Here is an 18416-nt window from a genome sequence, read left to right on the forward strand (position 1 = left end):
TCCTCACTGAAGGTCAAGCGGTGTTCTAGGGAGAGCCGCCACGAGGGGGCGGGCGGCGCGCGACCGACGGCTTCGGCGGCCTTGGCGGACGGGGGCGGACGGGACCTGCGGGACCGGAGGGGCGGGACTACCAGGCGACGAGGAGCCGGGACAGGCCGCGGGTGCCCATGCCGTCCTTCCAGACCACCGGCTCGGGGACGTCGGCGAAGCGCAGTCCGGGGAACCGCTCGACCAGGCGGCGGAAGACGATCTGCAGCTGGATCCGGCCGAGCGGGGCGCCGAGGCAGCGGTGCAGTCCGTGGCCGAAGGTGAGGTGGACCGCGTCGCGGCCCTCGGGCTCCAGGAGGTCGGGGTCGGGGTAGACCTTGTCGTCGCGGTTGCCGTTCAGGAGCGAGACCATCAGGGCGTCGCCCGCCTGCACCTGGACGCTGCCGAGCTGCACGGGCTCCGTCGCGACGCGCGAGAAGCTCAGGGGGGTGGTGGGGGTGAGGCGCATCAGCTCCTCGACGGCCGCGTCCACGCGCTCGGGGTGCTCGACCAGGTCGCGGTAGCCGGCGGGGTCGGAGAGCAGCACGTTCGCGGAGAGGGCGATCTGGCCGACCGTCGTCTCGTAGCCCGCCATCAGCAGGGTCAGGCCGAGGGTGATCAGCTCGCCCTGGGTCAGGTCGCCCCGGTCCTGCGCCTGGATCAGCGAGGAGAGCAGGTCGTCCTCGGGCTCGCGGCGCTTGGTGGCGAGCAGGTCGGCCATGTAGCCGCTGAGTTCGAGGCGCTTGCGGCCCTTCTCCTGCGGGGAGCTCGCCGAGATGTCGAAGAGCACCTCCACCCAGTCGCGGAACTTCTCGCTGTCCGTCAGGGGGATGCCGAGGAGCTGGCACAGCACGTCGAGCGGCAGCGGGTTGGCGAGACCCTCCATGAGGTCGGCGCCGGGGCCGTGCTCCTCGAGCGCGTCCAGGTAGCGGTCCGTCACCTCGGTGATGCCCGGGGCCATCGCGGCCATCTTGCGGGCGGTGAACGCGCCGATGACGGTCTTGCGCAGGCGGGCGTGCTCGGCGCCGTCCATGCTCATCATCGACTCGGCCACGGGCTGCGCGTCGTTGAACGTCGGAGCGCCCGGTGCCACGGCGGCGGTCCTGCTGAACCGCTTGTCCGCGAGGACGAGACGGCTGAGCGCGTAGTCGCGCACGAGCCACATCTTGTCGCCGGTCGGCGTGATCATCTGCGTGACGTCGTCGGCGCCGGGCTCCCCCGGCTCGAAGAAGTCCGGCAGTGGGCCCAGCTGGTGATAGGGGCACTGCGTCATGGGTGTCTTTCCTCCCCCTGGTCGGCGGCTGTCGGGCAGCCGGAATTCGGCGCTCCGTTTTTCGCGGTGTCGCGGTGTCGTGATGTCACGGCCGCCGGTGGAACGCTCCGCGCGCCCTCCCCGGACGCACGGAGGCCCGCCGCGGGGGCGGGACGGTGACGCGCACTCAACGGCTCTGCGGTCCCCCGCCGCGGCCGGCCGGTGGGCCGGGCGGTCGCGGGTGACGCGGCACGGGGGCGGCGGTGGGCAGCCCCTGTGTGCGGCCGGTACCGAAAGAACCGGAAGAGCCGGAAGGCGGGAGATGACGCGATCGCGCGGTCGCGGACACGGCCATATCCCCCCTTCACCTCGAATTCACTGTGCACAAGCCTGGATCGGCCCCGGTAATCCTTCTCCATTCCGTACCTGGAAAGGAGGGCTGCTGCCGCGCCCGTTCATGGATTTCCGGCTTTCCGGCCGAGCTCGAACATACCCTCCGGCCGGGAAACGGTGAACCGGAAACTGGAGACTACGGGGGTAGTTGGCGACAGGTCGGGGGACCACTGCCGCCGGTGCGCTCGCGGCTGTCCTGTCAACGGGACGGGCTGGGCTGTCGGCCCTCGGGTACGGGGCCGACGGGGCCCGCGCCGGGGGGCCTCGACGGCCGAACTTGACATGCGCGACCCGCTCGTACTCGCTCTTCGGCGAATCGCGAATTCCGTATGAGCGGCGGTCGGGAAATCCTTGACGCATTCATAACGGACCGCACTTCGGAAGTTCTTCGTTACGTACTCGGGTGCGCCGCCGAAGAACACCTGGAGTTCGCCGGGAAGTCGGCTGCCGAGGCTCCGCGCATGGTGCCACAGGCGGGAACCGGTGCGGCAGTGAACTCCGTCATATTCATTTAACAGTTCGCGGTGCGGTGGGGTGCGGGCCGGGCCCGGGGAGACGGAGGGGGCCGCCGCCGCGAGTGCGGCAGCGACCCCCTTCAGTGGTGCTGTTGCTCCGTGGTCCCGCTGTTCCGTCAGGCCGCGGCGAGGGCCTCGATGAGGGTGGCCCGAGCCCGGGCCACCCGGGAGCGGACCGTGCCGACGGGGCAGCCGATGGCGGCGGCCGCCTCCGCGTACGGCTGCTGGAGGAGCTGGGTGAGGACGAACGCCTCGCGCCGCTCGGCCGGTATGCCGTCGAGCAGTTCGGCGAGCGCGATGCCGTCGTCGAACCCGGGAAGCCCGCGCGGCTGCGCCTGCTCGGCGGCGGCCTGCCAGTCGTCGCGGTCCGAGAGCCGGGGCCGGGCGGCCGCGTGCCGCAGGCTGTCGACGACGGTGCGCCGCGCGATGGACAGCAGCCAGGTGCGCGCCGACGAGCGCCCCTCGAACCGGTGCAGGCTGCCGAGCGCCCGCAGGAACGTGTCCTGCGCGAGGTCGTCGGCGGCCTGCGGGTCGGCGCTGAGGTGCGCGACGTAGCGCAGGACGTCCCGGTGCAGGGCACGCACGAAACGCTCGACAGCTTCGGGGTCGCCGTCCCGCGCGGCGAGGGCGAGCCGCGTGACGGGTTCGTCGGCGGCGTCGGTGCGGCGGGTCCGGGTGCGGGCGGGGGTGCCGGGGCCGGGACAGGGGGAGGGCGCGGGTGCGGGTCCGGGTGCGGGTGCGGGTACGGCTTCCCGTGCCGCCGGTGCGGGGCCTGTTGGTGCTGCCGATGTCTGGGGCCGCGCCGGTGCCGGGTTCTGGGCAGGGGGTGCCGTCAGGGCAGGAGTCATCGCCTGAAGTCCTTTGGGAGTCCGGGATATCGGGATCCGGCCGCGCGCGGGGCGGGGCCGGCGAGGTGTCGCGGCCCGGCGCCGTGAGGGCGGCGCGGGCCGGTGCCCGACCTGCTCGGGGCGTGCGTGCCACCGTGTGCCGCGGTGCGGCGTGAGGGGGTGGGACGCGCGCGGGCGGTACGCGGTCCGACGGCGGGTACGACGGCACGGGCGCGGAGCCGTGGGGCGCCGAGCCGGGTGTGCGAGGTGAAGCCGTACCGTGCCGAGCGGATGCCGTGCGAGCGCCGTGCGGTGCCGTGGCGGGTCGGGGGAAACCAGCTGTCAGACGACAGCGATCCCGAGGGGCGGACCCCTGGACGTGATGGCGTGGACGAGCAGCAGCCGCCGCGCGCGGCGGGCGCCGAAGTCACGGCGCGGGCGCAGCCGCGGCCGGTGCGGGGGCTGCGGAAGGCGCAGGGCGAGCCGCAGCGGGGCGACGAGCCAGCCCGCGACGGCGCGGCCGACGCGGAACGCGGCGCGCTCGCCGTACGCGAGCCACAGGCCGCACAGGAGCGCGGCCAGGAGGTGCGCGGCGAGCATGCCGAGCGGGGACATGCCGCCCATGTCGTGCCCGGAGTGCATGCCGGACATCCCGGTCATGCCAGTCATGTCGGCTATGCCGTCCATGCCGGAGCCCGATCCCGACCCCGATCCCGAGCCCGAGAGGGCGCCGGACGCGTCGTGCGTGCCGGACATGCCGTGCCCCATGGAGGCGTGGGCGTTGCCCGCGCTCCCTGCGGCCCCCGAGCCGAGGGTCTCCTGCATGCCCATGGAGTGCCGGGTGTGCCCCGGCGGCGGCCCGTTCAGGCGGTCGGCGAGGCCCGCGTCGGTGACGGCGCGCACGGCGTCCGCCTCCGGCAGCATCCCCGTACCGCCCGCCCCGCACAGCAGATGACGCGCCCACTGCTGGGCGACGGACGCGCCGCCGCCCGGCGAGGACTGGGCCATGGCCTGCGCCAGCGAGAACCACGTGTGCAGCGCGGCCTGGGCCACGACGGACGCGGAGGTGACGGCGAGGACGCCGCGTTCGCGCCCGGCGAGCAGCCAGGCGCCCGCGAACGTGGCACCGCCCGCGCCGGGCAGCGCCCACCAGGGCAGCGGCGCCGACGACATCAGGGCGTGGCCGGTGGCAGCGAGCAGCACACAGGCGGCCGCGAACACCGCAGCCCGTACCGCGCGACAGCTTCGGCCCCCAGTCATGGCGGCCTCATCTTTGCATCCGCCTCACGGCGGCAACGGGCGGGTCCGGAATGTTCCGTCGCGAGGCGTGCGGAGGCCGGGCGCCGCACGGGTCCCGGCTCAGATGCGGCCGAGGTGTGGCCGGGGTCACGAAGGCGTCCGGGAACCCCGGAGGGAACGGATCCGACTCCTGCGGAGGCGCGTCGGGCCACGATGCACCCGAGGCGCGGGGGCACGTGGTGCGGTACGGCGTGAACTCGGTGGATTTGTCCGGCGGTACGAGACTTCCTGGGGGCGGCTGAGTGGGGACGGAGCAGGCGGGGGCCGGACCGGAGCACGCGGGGCGTGGGCCGGGGGCGGCGGGGCACGGGGTGCCGCCGGAGGGCGCCGAACCGCAGCGACAGCCCCGGCTGGAGCCGGACGACGCCGAGCCGCAGCCCCAGCCGGACGGCGTCAGGCCGCAGCCCCCCTCCCGGCCGAAGACCACCGACCCCCAACAAACCGGGCGGCCGACCTCCCCACCCCCTACGACACGCCCCCTCCCCACCGCCCTCCTCACCTGCGCCATGGCGTTCTCCATGCTCCAGCTCTTCCTGCTCGGGGCGCTCGGCCCGCGCCTGGTGGACGAGTTGGACATCTCGCCCACGGTGCTCGGCCTGACCACGACGATCGGCTTCGGCACCGCGGCCGTGCTTTCGCCCGCGGGCGGCCGGATCGTGGACCGCGTGGGCCCGCGCCGCGCGCTGGCGGCGCTGCTCCTCCTCTCGGCCGTGGCGCTCGCCCTGATCGGCGCGGCGCCCGGCGCGGGCTTCCTGCTGGCGGCGGTGGCACTCGGCGGGCTGCCGCAGGCGCTCGCGAACCCGGCGACGAACAAGGCGATCCTGGCGTCGGTGGAACCCGCGCGCCGGGGCGCGGTGACCGGCATGAAGCAGTCGGGCGTCCAACTGGGCGCGTTCGCCGCGGGCCTGCCGCTCGCGGCGCTGGCCGGCTGGCTCGGCTGGCGGGGCGCGGTGTGGACGGCGGCGGGCGCGGCGGTGGTGACGGCGGCGTGGGCGCTGCGCACGCTGCCGCAGGACGCGCCCGCACGGACCGGCGCGCCACCGGCGTCCCTCGTACCGCGCGGCACCATCGCCTGGCTGGCGGGCTTCTCGCTCCTGCTCGGCTGCGGCATCGCCTCCGTCAACACGTACCTGGCGCTGTACGGGGCGCACCGCCTCGGCCTGGGTCCCGGCGCGGCCGGGGCGCTGGTGGCGGTGCTCGGGGTGTCCGGGGTCGTGGGCCGCGTCGCCTGGTCCAGGGCGGCGACGCCCGGCCGCGCGGAGTGGCTGCCTGGCCTGCTCGCGGCGGGCGCGGTCGGCGCGGCGCTGCTCCTGGCCGGGGCGGCGGCGCTGAGCGCGCTGGTGTGGCCGGGCGCGGTGGCGGTGGGCGTGTTCGCGGTGTCGGCCAACGCGGTGTCGATGGTCCTGGTCATGCAGCGCGCGGCACCGGGCCGGGCGGGCCAGGACTCCGCCCTGGTCTCGGCGGGCTTCTTCGCGGGCTTCGCCCTGGGCCCACCCCTCTTCGGCCTCCTGGCCTCCGCCGGCCACTACGGCTGGGGCTGGACCCTGGTGACGGCGGAGTTCGCGGCGGCGGGCGCGGTGGCACTGGCGTGGGCGGTACGGGAACGGGGGCGCGAGGGAGGGGCTGGGTGCGTGAAGGACCCGGTGCCTCCAGCCGGTCGACCGTCGAGCGCGGGCGGCCCGTGACTCCTGCCTCGGGACGCGCCCCGGCGGCGGGCTCGGCTCGGTGAGGGCCGAGCAGGGCCGCGCGTCCGGTGGCGGAACGGAGAGCGGCGACGCGGAGCGCGGAGGAGCCGGGCGGAGTGCGGGACGAGCCGGGCGAGACACGGGACATGAGGGCCGGGCCGGAGACACGAGACGCCGCGCCCCAGGCACGGGTGACGGGACATGGGGCGCAGGTGACGGGAGAGCAAGATGGGTGAGCGGCCGGGCGGGATGGCGGACGGGTGGGCCGGGGGCGCCCTGGACGCCGTACTCGGGCGGGTCGCCGTGACCCTCGCCGACGTCGGCCCCCGCTTCCCGTTGTCCGCCGACCCGGGCACCGGCACGTGGACGACCACCCGGCGGGGCTCCTGGACGGGCGGCTTCTGGGCCGGACTGCTCTGGCTGCGGGCGCGGTACACGGGCGACCCGGCCGACGAGGCCGCCGCCGAGGCCTGCACCGCGCGCCTCGCCGACTGGGCCGACGCCGACACCGCGACGCGCGGCCTGATCCTCTGGTACGGCACCGCGCTCGCCACCGGCTCGGCGCCCGCCGACGCCCTGCGCGCCCGCTCGGCCCACGCCTGCCTCACCGCCTTCGACCCCGAACTCGGCCTGGTCCCCTGGGGGTCGGCCTTCGGCGGCCCCCGCCTGCTCGCCCGCGCGGACGGGGCACCGGGGCTGGTCCCGCTGCTCGCCTCGGCGGGGCCACGGGGCAGGGAGGCGGCCGCCGCACACCTGCACCGGCACCTGCGGCTGTGCGTCGGGAACGACGGGCGGCTCGCCCCCGCCTGGCGTCACGACCCCGCCACCGGCTGGCACCCCCTCGCCGAACCCGCCCCCGGCTGGAGCCGCGGCCGCGCCTGGCTCCTCCTCGCCGCAGCGGACGCGCTGACGCACCCCGGCGGAGCCGTGGCGTGCTCCGACCATCTGCGCGCGACGGCCACCAGGCTGGGCGCACCGGAGCCCGGACCGACCGCGGACGAGGCGCACCCCGCCCCGACATCCCACGCCCCGCCCCCGGCAACCTCCCTCGTCCCACCCGCCGACGCATCCCACCCCGACGGCCCCCTCGACACCTCCGCCGCGGCCATCACCGCCGTAGCCCTGCTCAAACTCGCGACGCAGCCCGGCCAAGAGGCCTGCGCCCGCCGAGCGGAGGCCGTCCTCCATCGCCTGGCCACCGCCCACCTGACCGGCACCGGGACCGCCTCCGAGACCGGACAAGCCCCCACCGCCGGCGCCCCCGTCCCTCCACCCGGCATGCTCCTCGACGGCTGCCACGACGCCGTCACCGGAACCGCCGTCCAACACGAGCTGATCTGGGGCGACTTCTTCCTGGCCCTCGGCCTCGCCGCGCTGACAGGCCTGGTGGACCCACGCGAAGCGTGAGGCGTGGGAGCGGCTACGCGTATCCGCCGAGGACCCGCCGAGCCACCGACGTGATGTGCAACTCGTCCGGACCGTCGAGGATCCGCGCCGCGCGTCCCGTGCGAAGGAGCGCGGGCAGCGCGGTGTCGGGGCCGAGTCCTGCCGCGCCGTGCACCTGGACCGCCGCGTCCACGACCTGCTGCAACGTGCGCGCCGCCGCGACCTTCGCGAGGCCCACCTCGACGTGCGCGTCCTCCTCGGCCACGAGCCGCGCCACCGCCTCGTGCACCAGCGGCCGCGCCGTGCGCAGCGCGAGGAGCGACTCGAAGACGTGGCGCTGCACGAGTTGGTGCGACGAGAGCGGCCCACGGGACCCCGTACGGGCGACCGCACGCGCGGCCATCAGGTCGAAGGCCCGCTGCGCCTGCCCGAGCCAGCGCAGACAGCGCAGCGTACGGCCGAGTTGGAGCCGCTCACCGGCGACGGCGAGAGCGGCGCCCCGCGCCCCGACGAGATGGTCGCCCGGCACCCGTACGCCGTCGAACTCGATCTCCCACTGGCCGCCCGCCCCGAGCACGGGCAGTTCGCGCACGACACGGAAGCCGGGCGACGCCGTCGGCACGAGGAACAGCGACAGTCCTTCGCGGTCCGGCGGCGCGCCGTCGGTGCGGGCGAGCACGGTGACGAGGTCCGCGCCCGCCGCCCCCGACGTGAACCACTTGCGGCCGGTCAGACGCCAACTGCCGTCCGGCCGGAGGATGGCGCGGGTGCCGGTGAGGAAGGGGTCGGTGCCGGGCACGTCGGGCTCCGTCATCGCGTAACAGGTGCGGAGCTCGCCCGAGACGAGCCGGGTGAGATACGCCTCGCGGACCCGCGCGGTGCCGTGGCGGCGCAGCATCGTCACATCGAGGAGCGGCGCGGAGCCGAGCGCGGCGGGCCCGTGGTCGCTGGCGCCCTCCGCCTCGGCGAACGTCGCGTACCGGGCCAGGCCGAGCCCCTGCCCGCCCAGTTCGGCGGGCAGCGGCAGCGCCCAGAGACCGGCCCGCCGGGCCCGCTCCCGCAGCGACCGCAGCACGGCGTCGGCCGCGGGTCCGCCCGCGTCCAGGATGTCCTCGTACGGCATGACGTGTGCGCGTACGAACGCGCCGACGCGCTCGGGGAGGGACGCGGCGCCGTCGCTCGGGTGCACCCGCCCCGGCCGGGCCGCGTCCCCACACGGCTCGACCGCCTCCGCCACCCCTTCCACCACGTGCTCCGCTGCCACCGCTCCCACCGCTTCCTCTGTTTCACCGGGAACCCGCGGGCCCGGGCGCCCGACTGTCTTCCAAGGAACTGGTCGGGTGCCGACGGCCTCGGGTTCCCGCGTTCGGAACGACCCCGGCGGGGGCTGCCCCCGCACCGGGAGAGGAGACACGACTGACATGACGTCACCACCCCTCACCACAGTGCGCACCGCCGCCCGGCCCCTGGAGTCGCTGCGCTGCGACATCGCAGGGCCGCCGGAGCTGACGCGGGTCGTGACCGAGCATCTGCGCCTGCTCGGCGCGGAGACGGCGGAGGCGGCCGATACGGCCGAGGCGAACGGTACGGCGGAGGCGTCCGGCGCGGCGGAGCCCTCCGGGACCGCGACGGCTGCCGGGACCCCCGGAACCGAAGCCACCCCCGACACCCCCGCCCAAGTCGTCCTCACCGGCGGCGGATTCGGCCCGGTCACGGCGGAGGTGCACTGGACGGACGTCCGGACGACACCGTCGCGCGACGCGGTGGGCCCGCCGCGGGCAACCCCCCACCCCCGCGAAGCACCCCCCACCCCCGACGAGGCCACCGTCCAGGCCGCCACCGGCATCATGTCCGTGCACGGACGCCGCGACGACGGCCCCCGCGGACTCGGCGCCGACTACGCGGCCACCGCCGCGGGCGTCCTCGCCGTGCAGGGGCTGCTGGCCCAACTCCTCGCCCAGGCGCGGGGCGGGAACGCCCGCGCGGCCGGGCGGGTCACGACCAGCGCGGCCCGCGCGGGGCTGCTGGCCGTGTCGCAGTACCTCGCCGCCACCGGCGCCGACGAGGACGAGGCCGCCCGCATCGCCCCCGGCGGGCCCCCGTTCACCTCCGCCGACGGCACCCGCTTCGAGCTGGAGACCCTCGACCCCGGCGCCTGGGCCGCGTTCTGGCGGGCCCTGGACGCGCCGGGCGAGGCGATACGCGCGGGCTGGCGGCCCTTCCAGTTCCGGTACGCCACCGCCTGCGCGCCCTTCCCCGAGGCCCTGCACGCCACGGCCCGCTCCCACCCGTGGGCGCGCGTCAGGCAGGCCGCGGCCACCTCCGGCGCCGAGGTCTGCGCCCTGCGGACCCTCGAAGAGCGGGCGGCCGAGCACGACGGCGCCGCGCCCTGGTCCCTGGCGCGGCTCGGCCCGGCCGCCGCCGCGCCCGGGCGGCGGGGCCACGAACTCCCCACCCCGGACCTCCCGCTGACCGGGATCACCGTCCTGGAGGCGGGCCGCCGCATCCAGGCCCCCCTGGCCGCCCACCTGCTCCGCCTCCTCGGCGCCGACGTCGTCCGCATCGAGCCGCCGGGCGGCGACCCCCTGCGCGGCATGCCGCCCGCCTGCGGCGGCGTCTCGGCCCGCTGGCTCGCCCTGAACCGCGGCAAGCGCGCCGTCGAGGCCGACATCAAGTCCCCCTCGGGGCGCCGCCGCCTGCGCGAACTCGTCGCCGACGCCGACGTGTTCCTGCACAACTGGGCCCCCGGCAAGGCCGCCCAACTCGGCCTGGACGCCGCCGACCTCACCGCCGTCAACCCGGGCCTGGTGTACGCGTACACGAGCGGCTGGGGCGACCGGCTCGACGACGCCCCCATGGGCACCGACTTCATGGTCCAGGCCCGCACGGCCGTCGGCGCGGCGGTACGCCCGGCCGACGAGCCGCCCGCGCCCTCCCTGATGACCCTCCTCGACGTGCTCGGCGGCCTCCTCGGCGCGGAAGCCGTCCTCGCCGGGCTGCTCCTGCGCGAGCGCAACGGCGGCCGCGGCGTCCGCGTCGACTCCTCCCTCCTCGGCGCCGCCGACACCCTCACCGCCCCCGCCCTGCGCCGCGCGGCCGAGGGCGCCGCCCCCCGCCCGCCCGCCGGTTTCCGCCGCCCCCTGCGCACGGCGGACGGCTGGCTCGCCCCGACCGACACGTGCGCGGCGGCCGCGTCGGCGTACGACCTGAGCACCCTGCGCACCGCCGAGGCCCTGGACCTGCTCCGCGCCCACGGCCTCACCGCGACCCCGGTCACCACCGACCTCGCGGCCCTGCACACCGGCGCGCGCCGCACGGGCTCCGTCGGGCGCGACAAGCACGGGGCACCCGTCGTCCCCGACCCGTGGGCCTTCTCCTGACGCCCGCCGCGCCCCGCGGCCACCGCACGGGACCGCCCCGAAGCGTCCCGCCCTCTCCTTCTCCCTCCCAGGAGCCCGCATGCCCCACCCCCTGAACGACCTCCTGCCCGCCTCCCTCCGCCGCGCCTGGGCGGTCGACGGCACCTGCCCCGACCTCGACCTGTACAGCCTGTTCCGGGCCCGGCAGATCAGTGATCTGCACCGCACGGCCGTCATCGACGCCAAGGGCAAGCTCTGTTACACCGCCCTGGACCGCAAGGTGCGATGTCTGGCCGTCGGGCTCAGAGAGCTCGGCGTCGCGCCCGGGGACGTCGTCGGCGTCCAACTCCCCAACGCCCGCGCGGCGGTCATCGCCGACCTCGCCCTCGCGGCGATCGGCGCGGTCGCCCTGCCCTTCCCCGTGGGCCGCGGTGCCGCGGAGGCCACGAGCCTGCTGCGGCGCGCGGAGGCGGTGGCCGTCATCGCCGCGGCGGAGCACCGCGGGGCCCACCCGGCGGCGGCCCTCCTCGCCTCGACGGCCGGGCCCGACGGCGACCGACCCGGAACCCCCGACGGACCCGCCGCCTCCGACCGGCCCGGCGCCGCCCCCGCACCCCTGCGCCACGTCATAGCCGTCGGCCCCGGCACCGTCCCCGAAGGAGCCGTCCCCTTCGCCCAGTTGCTGCGCTCCGACCCGGCCGCGTTCGTGGCCGCGCGCCCCGACCCGGACGGCCCCGCCCGCATCCTGGTGTCCTCCGGCTCCGAGGCCGAGCCGAAGATGGTCGCGTACTCCCACAACGCCCTCGCCGGGGGCCGCGGCAACTTCTTCGCCTCGCTGATGCCGGACCCGGCTCAGCCGCCGCGCTGCCTCTTCCTGGTGCCGCTGGCCTCCGCGTTCGGCTCCAACGGCACGGCCGTCGCGCTCGCCCGGCACGGCGGCACGCTCGTCCTGCTCGACCACTTCACGCCCGAGGCCGCCGTCGCCGCCGTACGGGAACACGAACCCACCCACGTCCTCGGCGTCCCGACGATGGCCCGCATGATCCTCGACCGCCTCGAACAGGAGCGGGAACAGGACCAGGAGGGCGCCGGAAAACTGCCCGCCCCCACGGCCCTCGTCCTCGGCGGCTCCCCCCTCGACGCCACCACGGCCGCCGAGGCCCGGTACGCCTTCGGCTGCCCCGTCGTGAACCTCTACGGCTCGGCGGACGGCGTCAACTGCCATACCGGACTGGGTGATCCGGAGGAGCAGGGCCCTAACGGAGTCGGAGTCGGAGGCGTGGACTGTGAAGGAGAAGGAGAACGAGAAGGCGGCCTCGGGAGCCGTCACGGCATCGTCGCGGGCCGCCCCGACCCCCGCGTCGCCGACATCCGCGTCGCCGACCCCGCCACCCACGAGCCCCTCCCGGAAGGCGCCGTCGGCGAGATCGTCGCGCGCGGCCCGATGACCCCGCTCTGTTACGTCGGCGCCCCCGAACTCGACGCCCGCTACCGCACCCCCGACGGCTGGGTCCGCACCGGCGACCTGGGCCTCCTCGACGCGGACGGCGTCCTGCACGTCGTCGGCCGCCTCAAGGACGTGGTGATCCGCGGCGGCGCCAACATCAGCCCCGCGGAAGTCGAGCGGGGGCTGAGCGCGCATCCGCTGGTACGTGACGTGGTGTGCGTCGGCGTACCCGACCCGGTGATGGGGGAGCGGCTCGCGGCCTGCGTGGTCCCGGCGTCCCGCGCGTCCGCGCTCGCGACGCCGACGCTGGACGACCTGGGCCGACACCTCACCGGGTGCGGCCTTGACCGGGTCAAGCACCCCGAACGGCTGCTGCTCGTCGAGGAGTTGCCGCTGACACCGGCGGGCAAGCCGGACCGCGCGGCGCTGCGGGAGCTGGCGGCGCGGGCCTGAGGCAGGCGGCAGCCGGACAGACAGGGACAGGGACGAGCGCGGGGGCGGGGGGGGGGGGGAGGAACACCCCCCCCCCCCCCCCCCCCCGCTGTCGCTACGCCCGGCGCGCCCGGCTTCTCGCCGACGCCACCCCGCGCCCGCGAGCCGCCCCTGACGTCACTTCTTCTTCATCGCCTTCTTCAACTCCGCGGCCGCGTCCCGGTAGACCGGCAGCAGGTCCAGGTCCTCGCCGGGGTAGTTGACGATCTTCACCTGGGCGGCGCCGGAGTCGGGGAGGACCTTCCCCGTGGACATGTGGGCGTTGTCGAGGACGAACGCGGGCTTCTTCGCGGAGAGCTCGGCGAGCTGCCCCGCGGTGACCGCCTCAGGACCGTACGTGCCGACGGTCCGCGCGCCCGCCATGCGGGCCGACCACGTGGTGAACACCTGGCTGACGACGGCGGGGCTCGTGCCGCCGGGCCAGGCGGCCTTGAGGTCCTTGGCGAGCGCGGCGTACTCGCGGTCGAAGGTCTTGGTCCAGCTCGCCGCGGCGGCCTTGGTGCCGAAGAGCCCGCCGAGCCGGGTGACCTCGCCGCGCACCTTGGCGGCGTCGTTGTCGAGGTTCACCTTGACCAGCTCGGCCTTGGAACCGGCGGCGTCCTTGATCTTCCCGGCGTACGGCTCGAAGGGCGCGTACAGCACGAAGTCGGCCTTCGCGACGGTGGCGAGGTCGGAGGGCTTCGGGTCGTAGTCGGGGGCGTGCTGGGTGGACGAGGGGACCAGGACCGTGACGTTCTTGGCGCCCGCGGCCTTGGCGAAGGCGCCCTCCCAGGTGGTGGTGGCGACCACGACGGGACCGTCCTTCTTGCTGTCCGAGCCGCCGTCGGACGAGTCGTCGCCGCAGCCCGCGGCCGTCACGGCGAGGACGGCGCTCAGCGCGAGGAGGGCGGACGTGCGGGTGTGGGGGATGCGGACGCCGGTGCGCGCCATGAGGTGATGCTCCGTTCGGGAATGAGGTGGACGGCGAGGACGACGGCCCCCGCGGTCAGGACGAGGACGGGCCCTGGCGGCCAGTCCAGCCAGAGGGCGATGAGGAAGCCCGTGACGTTGACGGCGAGGCCGATGGCCACGGCCCACAGCGCGATGGTGGTGAGCCGCTTGCCGAGACGGCGTGCGGCGAGGGCGGGCAGGAGGGTGAGGGCGTCCACGAGCAGCGCCCCGGTCAGCTTGATCGCGCCCGCCACGGCGACGGCGACGAGGACGAGCAGGACGACGGTGAGCGGTCCGACGCGCACGCCGGAGCACTGGGCGAGCTCACGGTCGTACAGGAGCAGCGCGAGGTCGCGGCGCCGCCACCAGAACAGCGCCGGTACGACGACGGCGAGCACCCCGACCACGACGATGTCCGCGCTGCCGACGGACAGGATCGACCCCCACAGCAGCGCGAACGCGCCGGAGGCGTTGACCCCGGACACGGAGAGCACGAGCAGCGCCGCCGCGATGGCCATGCTCATCAGGAGCCCCATGGCCCCGGACAACCCGGCCGGCGTCCTGGCCAGCGGCGCGACCCCCGCCCCCGCGAGCGCGCACGCCACCAGCGCGCACAGCATCGGGTCGAGCCCCGTGAGCAGCCCCACGGCGATCCCGAGCAACGCGACATGCATCATCGCGAACCGCACCGGCATGATGTCGAGCCCGACGATCACGACCCCGACGATGGGCAGCCCGACGGCGGCGAGCAGCAGCGCGAACCCGGCCCGCTGCACCGGCACGAGTTCGAGCATCAGCCCGATGTCGGCGGTGGCGAGAACGGTCATGGCCGCACCTCCGGGACTCCGTTGACACAGCTGACCGGGCCGATGCTGATACAGCCCGTCCGGCGCTTGAGGACGAGGCGCGAAGCGCCAATTCGGCGGAGGACTGTCCCACCCGCCACGGGACACCTACGTCGGGGTCCAGGGGCGGAGCCCCGGTTTCGGGAAGGGGCGGGACTGGGGAGCCCCCGGCAAGGCCTCATCGCCCCACCTCCCGCAGCCGCCCCGCCGCCATGTCGAGCACCCGGTCACACCGCTCGGCAAGCGCCCGGTCATGCGTGACGACAACGAGCGTGACGGGCAGAGCCATGAGCGCCTCGGCAGCCTCCTCCTGCCCCGCGAAGTCCAACGCGGCAGTGGGCTCGTCGGCGAGCAGCACCCCCGCCCCGGCGGCCACACACCCGAGGGCACGGGCCAGATACATCCGCTGCAACTGCCCCCCGGACAACGTGTCCAGAGGCTGCCGCCGCAACGCGCCCACCCCCAGCGCCCGAGCCGCCTCCGCGGCCTCGTCGGGCGCCCCACCGGAGTCCAGCAACTCACCCGCGAGCAGCGGGAACCGCCCGGCCGCGGGCTTCTGCGGCACCCAGGCACAGGCCCGCCGCCGCCACCCCCGGTCCGCCGCGGAAGCGGTACCGCGGCCACCGACGAGAATGCTGCCCGCCGCGGGCCGGTGCAGCCCGAGGACGGCCCGCAGCAGCGTGGACTTGCCGGACCCGTTCGTCCCGGTGAGCGCCACGCGTTCCCCGGCGGCGACCTCCAGATGCACGTCGTCGACGGCGACCACGCGCCCATGCCCGCAGGTCACACCCCGCATGCGTATGTCCAGACCACCCATCGGTCGCCCGCGCCCCTCTCCCGGCCCCGGTCCTCTGCCTGTTCCGGCCCGTACAGGCCTGCCTCGGCCCGTCCCGGCCGCCGTCCCGGGGCAGTAGTCGGACGGACGGGCCGGGGAGTTCCCGTACGCGGGCGGCGGATCCGCGGGGGCTCAACTGCCGGGCCTGACCACCACGGCCCGCACCGTCACCTCCCCGCCGTGCCGGAAGCGCAGCACGAAGGGCACCCGGTCACCGAGCCGCAGCGCCCCGGTGGGCCGCAGCATCACGTCCAGGCCCTCGGGTGTCATCCGCACGACGGACCGCGCGGGCACGGCCGCCGAGTCCACCATCCGCATCGACTCGACGTTCCCCGGCCGCTCCACGGTCCGGCTGAGCATGACGTCGGTGGCCGCGGGCGAGCGGACGGACAGCAACGTGTCGCCGGACCCACCGGTGTTGGTGATCCGGAAGAACGCCGCGGTCTCCTCCTTGCCGCCGTACGGCAGGAACACCCGCCCCTCGTCGACGGTCACGCGCGCGGGGCTGCCCGCCGCCCCGACGGCGACCCACGCGGAGAGCCCGCACAGGGCGAGCGCGCAGGCGAGCACGGGGGCGAGGACCCCGGCGAGTGCGGAGCGCAGGCGCGCGTACGCCTCGCCGGTGCGGCCGGGGGCGTCGGCGTCCCGCTGCGGGGCACTCGGCCCGGCACTCGTACGGGCCTTCACTGGAAGCTCCTCTTCCGAGCGGCCCGCCGAGGTCCGCCCTGCTCGCGCCCGGACCGTTCTCGCCCTGCCCGCTCCCGCCCCGCGGCCTCCCGCGCGGCACTCCGCGGCACCGGCTCCCACGTACGCAGCCGCAGGCTGTTCGCGACCACGAGCAGGGAGCTCGCCGACATCGCGAGGGCCGCCGTCATCGGGCCGAGACGGCCGACGGCGGCGAGCGGTACGGCGAGGGCGTTGTAGCCGAACGCCCAGACCAGGTTGGCGCGGATGGTGGCGAGGGTGCGCCGGGCGAGCCGCACCGCGACGGCCGCGGCCCCGATGTCTCCGGCGGCCAGCGTCACGTCGGCCGCGCCGATCGCGGCGTCGGTGCCGCAGCCCATGGCGATGCCGAGGTCCGCGCGGGCGAGGGCGGCCGCGTCGTTCACGCCGTCGCCGAGCACCGCGACCCGCTGGCCCTCCGCCCGCAGCCGCCCGACCAGGTCCGCCTTGTCCTCGGGCGTGCAGCGCGCGTGCACTTCGCGGATCCCCAGCTCGGCGGCCACGGCGTGCGCGGTCGCCGTCCGGTCCCCGGTGGCGAGGACCGGCTCCACGCCGAGCCGCCGCAGCCGGTCCACCGCGCGGTAGCTCCCGGCCCGCAGCACGTCCCCCACGGCCACGACGGCCGCGACGACCCCGTCCACCCGCACCAGGACCACGGTCCGCGCGGCGGCCTCGGCGTCGGCGAGCGCACGGGCGAGGACGTCGGGGAGGGCGTGGCCCCCGTCGTCGGGCGCCCCTTCCGGCCCCGCCTCCGCCCCCGGCGAGCACACCTCCACCACCCGCCCCTCCACGACCCCGCGCACACCCCACCCGGGCCGCGCCAGGAACTCCGTGACCTCGGGCAACTCCCCCTCGCCGAGCTCCTGTCGGGCGTACGACGTGATCGCGCGCCCCAGCGGATGCTCCGAACCCCGCTCCACCGCCCCCGCGAGCCGCAGCGCCGCGTCCCGGCCCGGGCCGTCCGGCGCGGCGGTGACCTGGGTGACGGTCATGTGCCCCGTCGTCAGCGTGCCGGTCTTGTCGAGGACGACGGTGTCGACGTGGCGCAGCGTCTCCAGGGCGCGCGGTCCGCCGACGAGGACGCCGAGCTGGGCGCCGCGTCCGGTGGCGGCGAGCAGCGCGGTGGGCGTGGCGAGGCCCAGGGCGCAGGGGCAGGCGACGACGAGGACGGCCACGGACGCGGTGACGGCGGCCTGTGGGTCGGCCCCGGCGCCGAGCCAGAACCCGAGGACGGTCACGGCGAGGGTGAGGACGACGGGGACGAAGACGGCCGCCGCGGCGTCCGCGAGGCGCTGGGCGCGGGCCTTCCCGGCCTGGGCCTCCGTCACCATCGTGGTGATGCGGGCGAGTCGGGTGTCGGAACCCACGGCCGTGGCCCGCACGACGAGCAGCCCGCTCTCGTTGACGGCGGCCCCGACGACGTCCTGCCCGGGCCCGACCTCCACCGGCTCGCTCTCACCGGTCACGAGGGACAGGTCGAGCGCGGAGTGCCCGGACACCACCACACCGTCGGTGGCCACCCGCTCCCCGGGCCGTACGACGAACTCCTGACCCACCAGCAACTCCCCGGTGGGCACCCGTCGTTCACCGCCGCCCGGGTCCCGTACCGCGACGTCCTTGACGGCGAGCGACGCCAGCGACCGCAGCGCCGCCCCGGTGCCGTGCCGCGCCCGCGCCTCCAGGAAGCGCCCCGCGAGCACCGAGAGCGGCACGCCGACGGCCGCCTCCAGATACACGTGCGCGCCCCCGCCCGCCGACGGAAGCACCTCGAACGGCATCCGCATCCCCGGCTCGCCCGCCCCGCCGAGGAACAGCGCGTACGCCGACCAGGAGAAGGACGCCGCGACGCCGAGCGACACCAGGGTGTCCATGGTCGCGGCGCCGTGCCGCAGGCCGCGTACCGCCCGCAGGTGGAAGGGCCACGCGCCCCACACCGCGACCGGCGCCGTCAGCATGAAGCACAGCCACTGCCAGTTGCGGAACTGCCAGGCGGGCACCATGGAGAGGACGAGCACGGGCAGCGAGAGCAGCGCGGTGACCAGCAGCCGCTGCCGCTCGGCCCGCGCCTCGTCGGCGCCCGGCGCAGCGGGTTCCGCCGCCCCCGGCGCCCCCGACGACGACGCCGTGGGCGGTGCGGGCGGCGGGGGCGGCTCGGCGGTGTACCCGGCGCGTACGACGACGGCGACGAGCTCGTCCGTGCCGGTGCCGACGGGGTGGCGCACCCGGGCCCGGCCGGTGGCGAGGTTCACGGTCGCGCTGACGCCCGCCAGCTTGCCGAGCTTCTTCTCGACGCGGTTCACACAGGCGGCACAGGTCATCCCGCCGACGATCAGGTCGGTGGTGACGGTGGCCTCTGGGGTTTCTGAGGTCTCGGGAGCCTCGGGGGCTTCGGTGGCGGCGG

The 18416-nt window shown here is 76.1% G+C and carries 13 protein-coding genes; 4 read left to right on the plus strand and 9 right to left on the minus strand.

Annotated elements, in window-relative coordinates; all coding sequences use genetic code 11:
- Window positions 1–127: 127 nt before the first annotated feature.
- From AB6L24_RS35100 to AB6L24_RS35110, 3 genes are all read right to left on the minus strand, one after another.
- Window positions 128–1300, minus strand: a complete 1173-nt coding sequence (locus AB6L24_RS35100; protein ID WP_405662182.1) for a cytochrome P450 — start codon at window positions 1298–1300, stop codon at window positions 128–130.
- Between the two features lie 1003 nt (window positions 1301–2303).
- Entirely contained in the window at window positions 2304–3035 is a 732-nt protein-coding gene (locus AB6L24_RS35105; protein ID WP_405662185.1) for a sigma-70 family RNA polymerase sigma factor, read from the minus strand.
- A 321-nt stretch (window positions 3036–3356) separates the two neighbouring features.
- Entirely contained in the window at window positions 3357–4274 is a 918-nt protein-coding gene (locus AB6L24_RS35110) for a hypothetical protein (RefSeq protein WP_405662187.1), read from the minus strand.
- Window positions 4275–4819: 545 nt separating this feature from the next.
- Here AB6L24_RS35110 and AB6L24_RS35115 point away from each other — a divergent pair.
- Both AB6L24_RS35115 and AB6L24_RS35120 read left to right on the plus strand, forming a co-directional pair.
- Window positions 4820–5998: an MFS transporter gene (locus AB6L24_RS35115; RefSeq protein ID WP_405663542.1), complete on the plus strand. Its 1179-nt coding sequence runs from the start codon at window positions 4820–4822 to the stop codon at window positions 5996–5998.
- Window positions 5999–6226: 228 nt separating this feature from the next.
- The gene (locus AB6L24_RS35120; protein WP_405662190.1) at window positions 6227–7405 is read left to right on the plus strand and encodes a sugar ABC transporter permease; all 1179 of its coding nucleotides are present in this window, start codon (window positions 6227–6229) and stop codon (window positions 7403–7405) included.
- A 13-nt stretch (window positions 7406–7418) separates the two neighbouring features.
- Here AB6L24_RS35120 and AB6L24_RS35125 read toward each other — a convergent pair whose 3' ends face one another.
- Window positions 7419–8573, minus strand: coding sequence for an acyl-CoA dehydrogenase family protein (locus AB6L24_RS35125; RefSeq protein ID WP_405663544.1), 1155 nt, complete (start codon window positions 8571–8573; stop codon window positions 7419–7421).
- 232 nt (window positions 8574–8805) lie between these two features.
- On the opposite strand from AB6L24_RS35125, the gene AB6L24_RS35130 reads away from it, so the two are divergent.
- The gene (locus AB6L24_RS35130) at window positions 8806–10764 is read left to right on the plus strand and encodes a CoA transferase (RefSeq protein WP_405662192.1); all 1959 of its coding nucleotides are present in this window, start codon (window positions 8806–8808) and stop codon (window positions 10762–10764) included.
- Window positions 10765–10843: 79 nt separating this feature from the next.
- On the plus strand, window positions 10844–12643 hold the full coding sequence (locus tag AB6L24_RS35135; protein ID WP_405662195.1) for a class I adenylate-forming enzyme family protein: 1800 nt from the start codon (window positions 10844–10846) through the stop codon (window positions 12641–12643).
- Between the two features lie 156 nt (window positions 12644–12799).
- Here the strand turns inward: AB6L24_RS35135 and AB6L24_RS35140 are convergent, their stop codons facing one another.
- From AB6L24_RS35140 to AB6L24_RS35160, 5 genes are all read right to left on the minus strand, one after another.
- Window positions 12800–13612 carry a metal ABC transporter solute-binding protein, Zn/Mn family gene (locus tag AB6L24_RS35140; RefSeq protein WP_405662198.1) on the minus strand — a complete coding sequence of 271 codons (813 nt, stop codon included), beginning with the start codon at window positions 13610–13612 and terminating at the stop codon, window positions 12800–12802.
- Window positions 13555–14439 carry a metal ABC transporter permease gene (locus AB6L24_RS35145; protein WP_405662201.1) on the minus strand — a complete coding sequence of 295 codons (885 nt, stop codon included), beginning with the start codon at window positions 14437–14439 and terminating at the stop codon, window positions 13555–13557. Before AB6L24_RS35145 ends, AB6L24_RS35140 begins: the two co-directional genes overlap by 58 nt.
- Before the next feature lie 196 nt (window positions 14440–14635).
- On the minus strand, window positions 14636–15274 hold the full coding sequence (locus tag AB6L24_RS35150; protein WP_405662203.1) for a metal ABC transporter ATP-binding protein: 639 nt from the start codon (window positions 15272–15274) through the stop codon (window positions 14636–14638).
- A 150-nt stretch (window positions 15275–15424) separates the two neighbouring features.
- On the minus strand, window positions 15425–15979 hold the full coding sequence (locus tag AB6L24_RS35155; RefSeq protein ID WP_405662205.1) for a copper chaperone PCu(A)C: 555 nt from the start codon (window positions 15977–15979) through the stop codon (window positions 15425–15427).
- A complete protein-coding gene (locus tag AB6L24_RS35160) occupies window positions 15976–18333 on the minus strand; it encodes a heavy metal translocating P-type ATPase (protein WP_405663547.1) in 2358 nt (785 codons plus the stop codon). The genes AB6L24_RS35155 and AB6L24_RS35160 overlap by 4 nt, the downstream gene beginning before the upstream one ends.
- Between the last annotated feature and the right edge of the window lie 83 nt (window positions 18334–18416).

The organism is Streptomyces sp. RK9, from assembly GCF_045070545.1.
GTDB classification, from domain to species: Bacteria; Actinomycetota; Actinomycetes; order Streptomycetales; family Streptomycetaceae; genus Streptomyces; species Streptomyces alboflavus.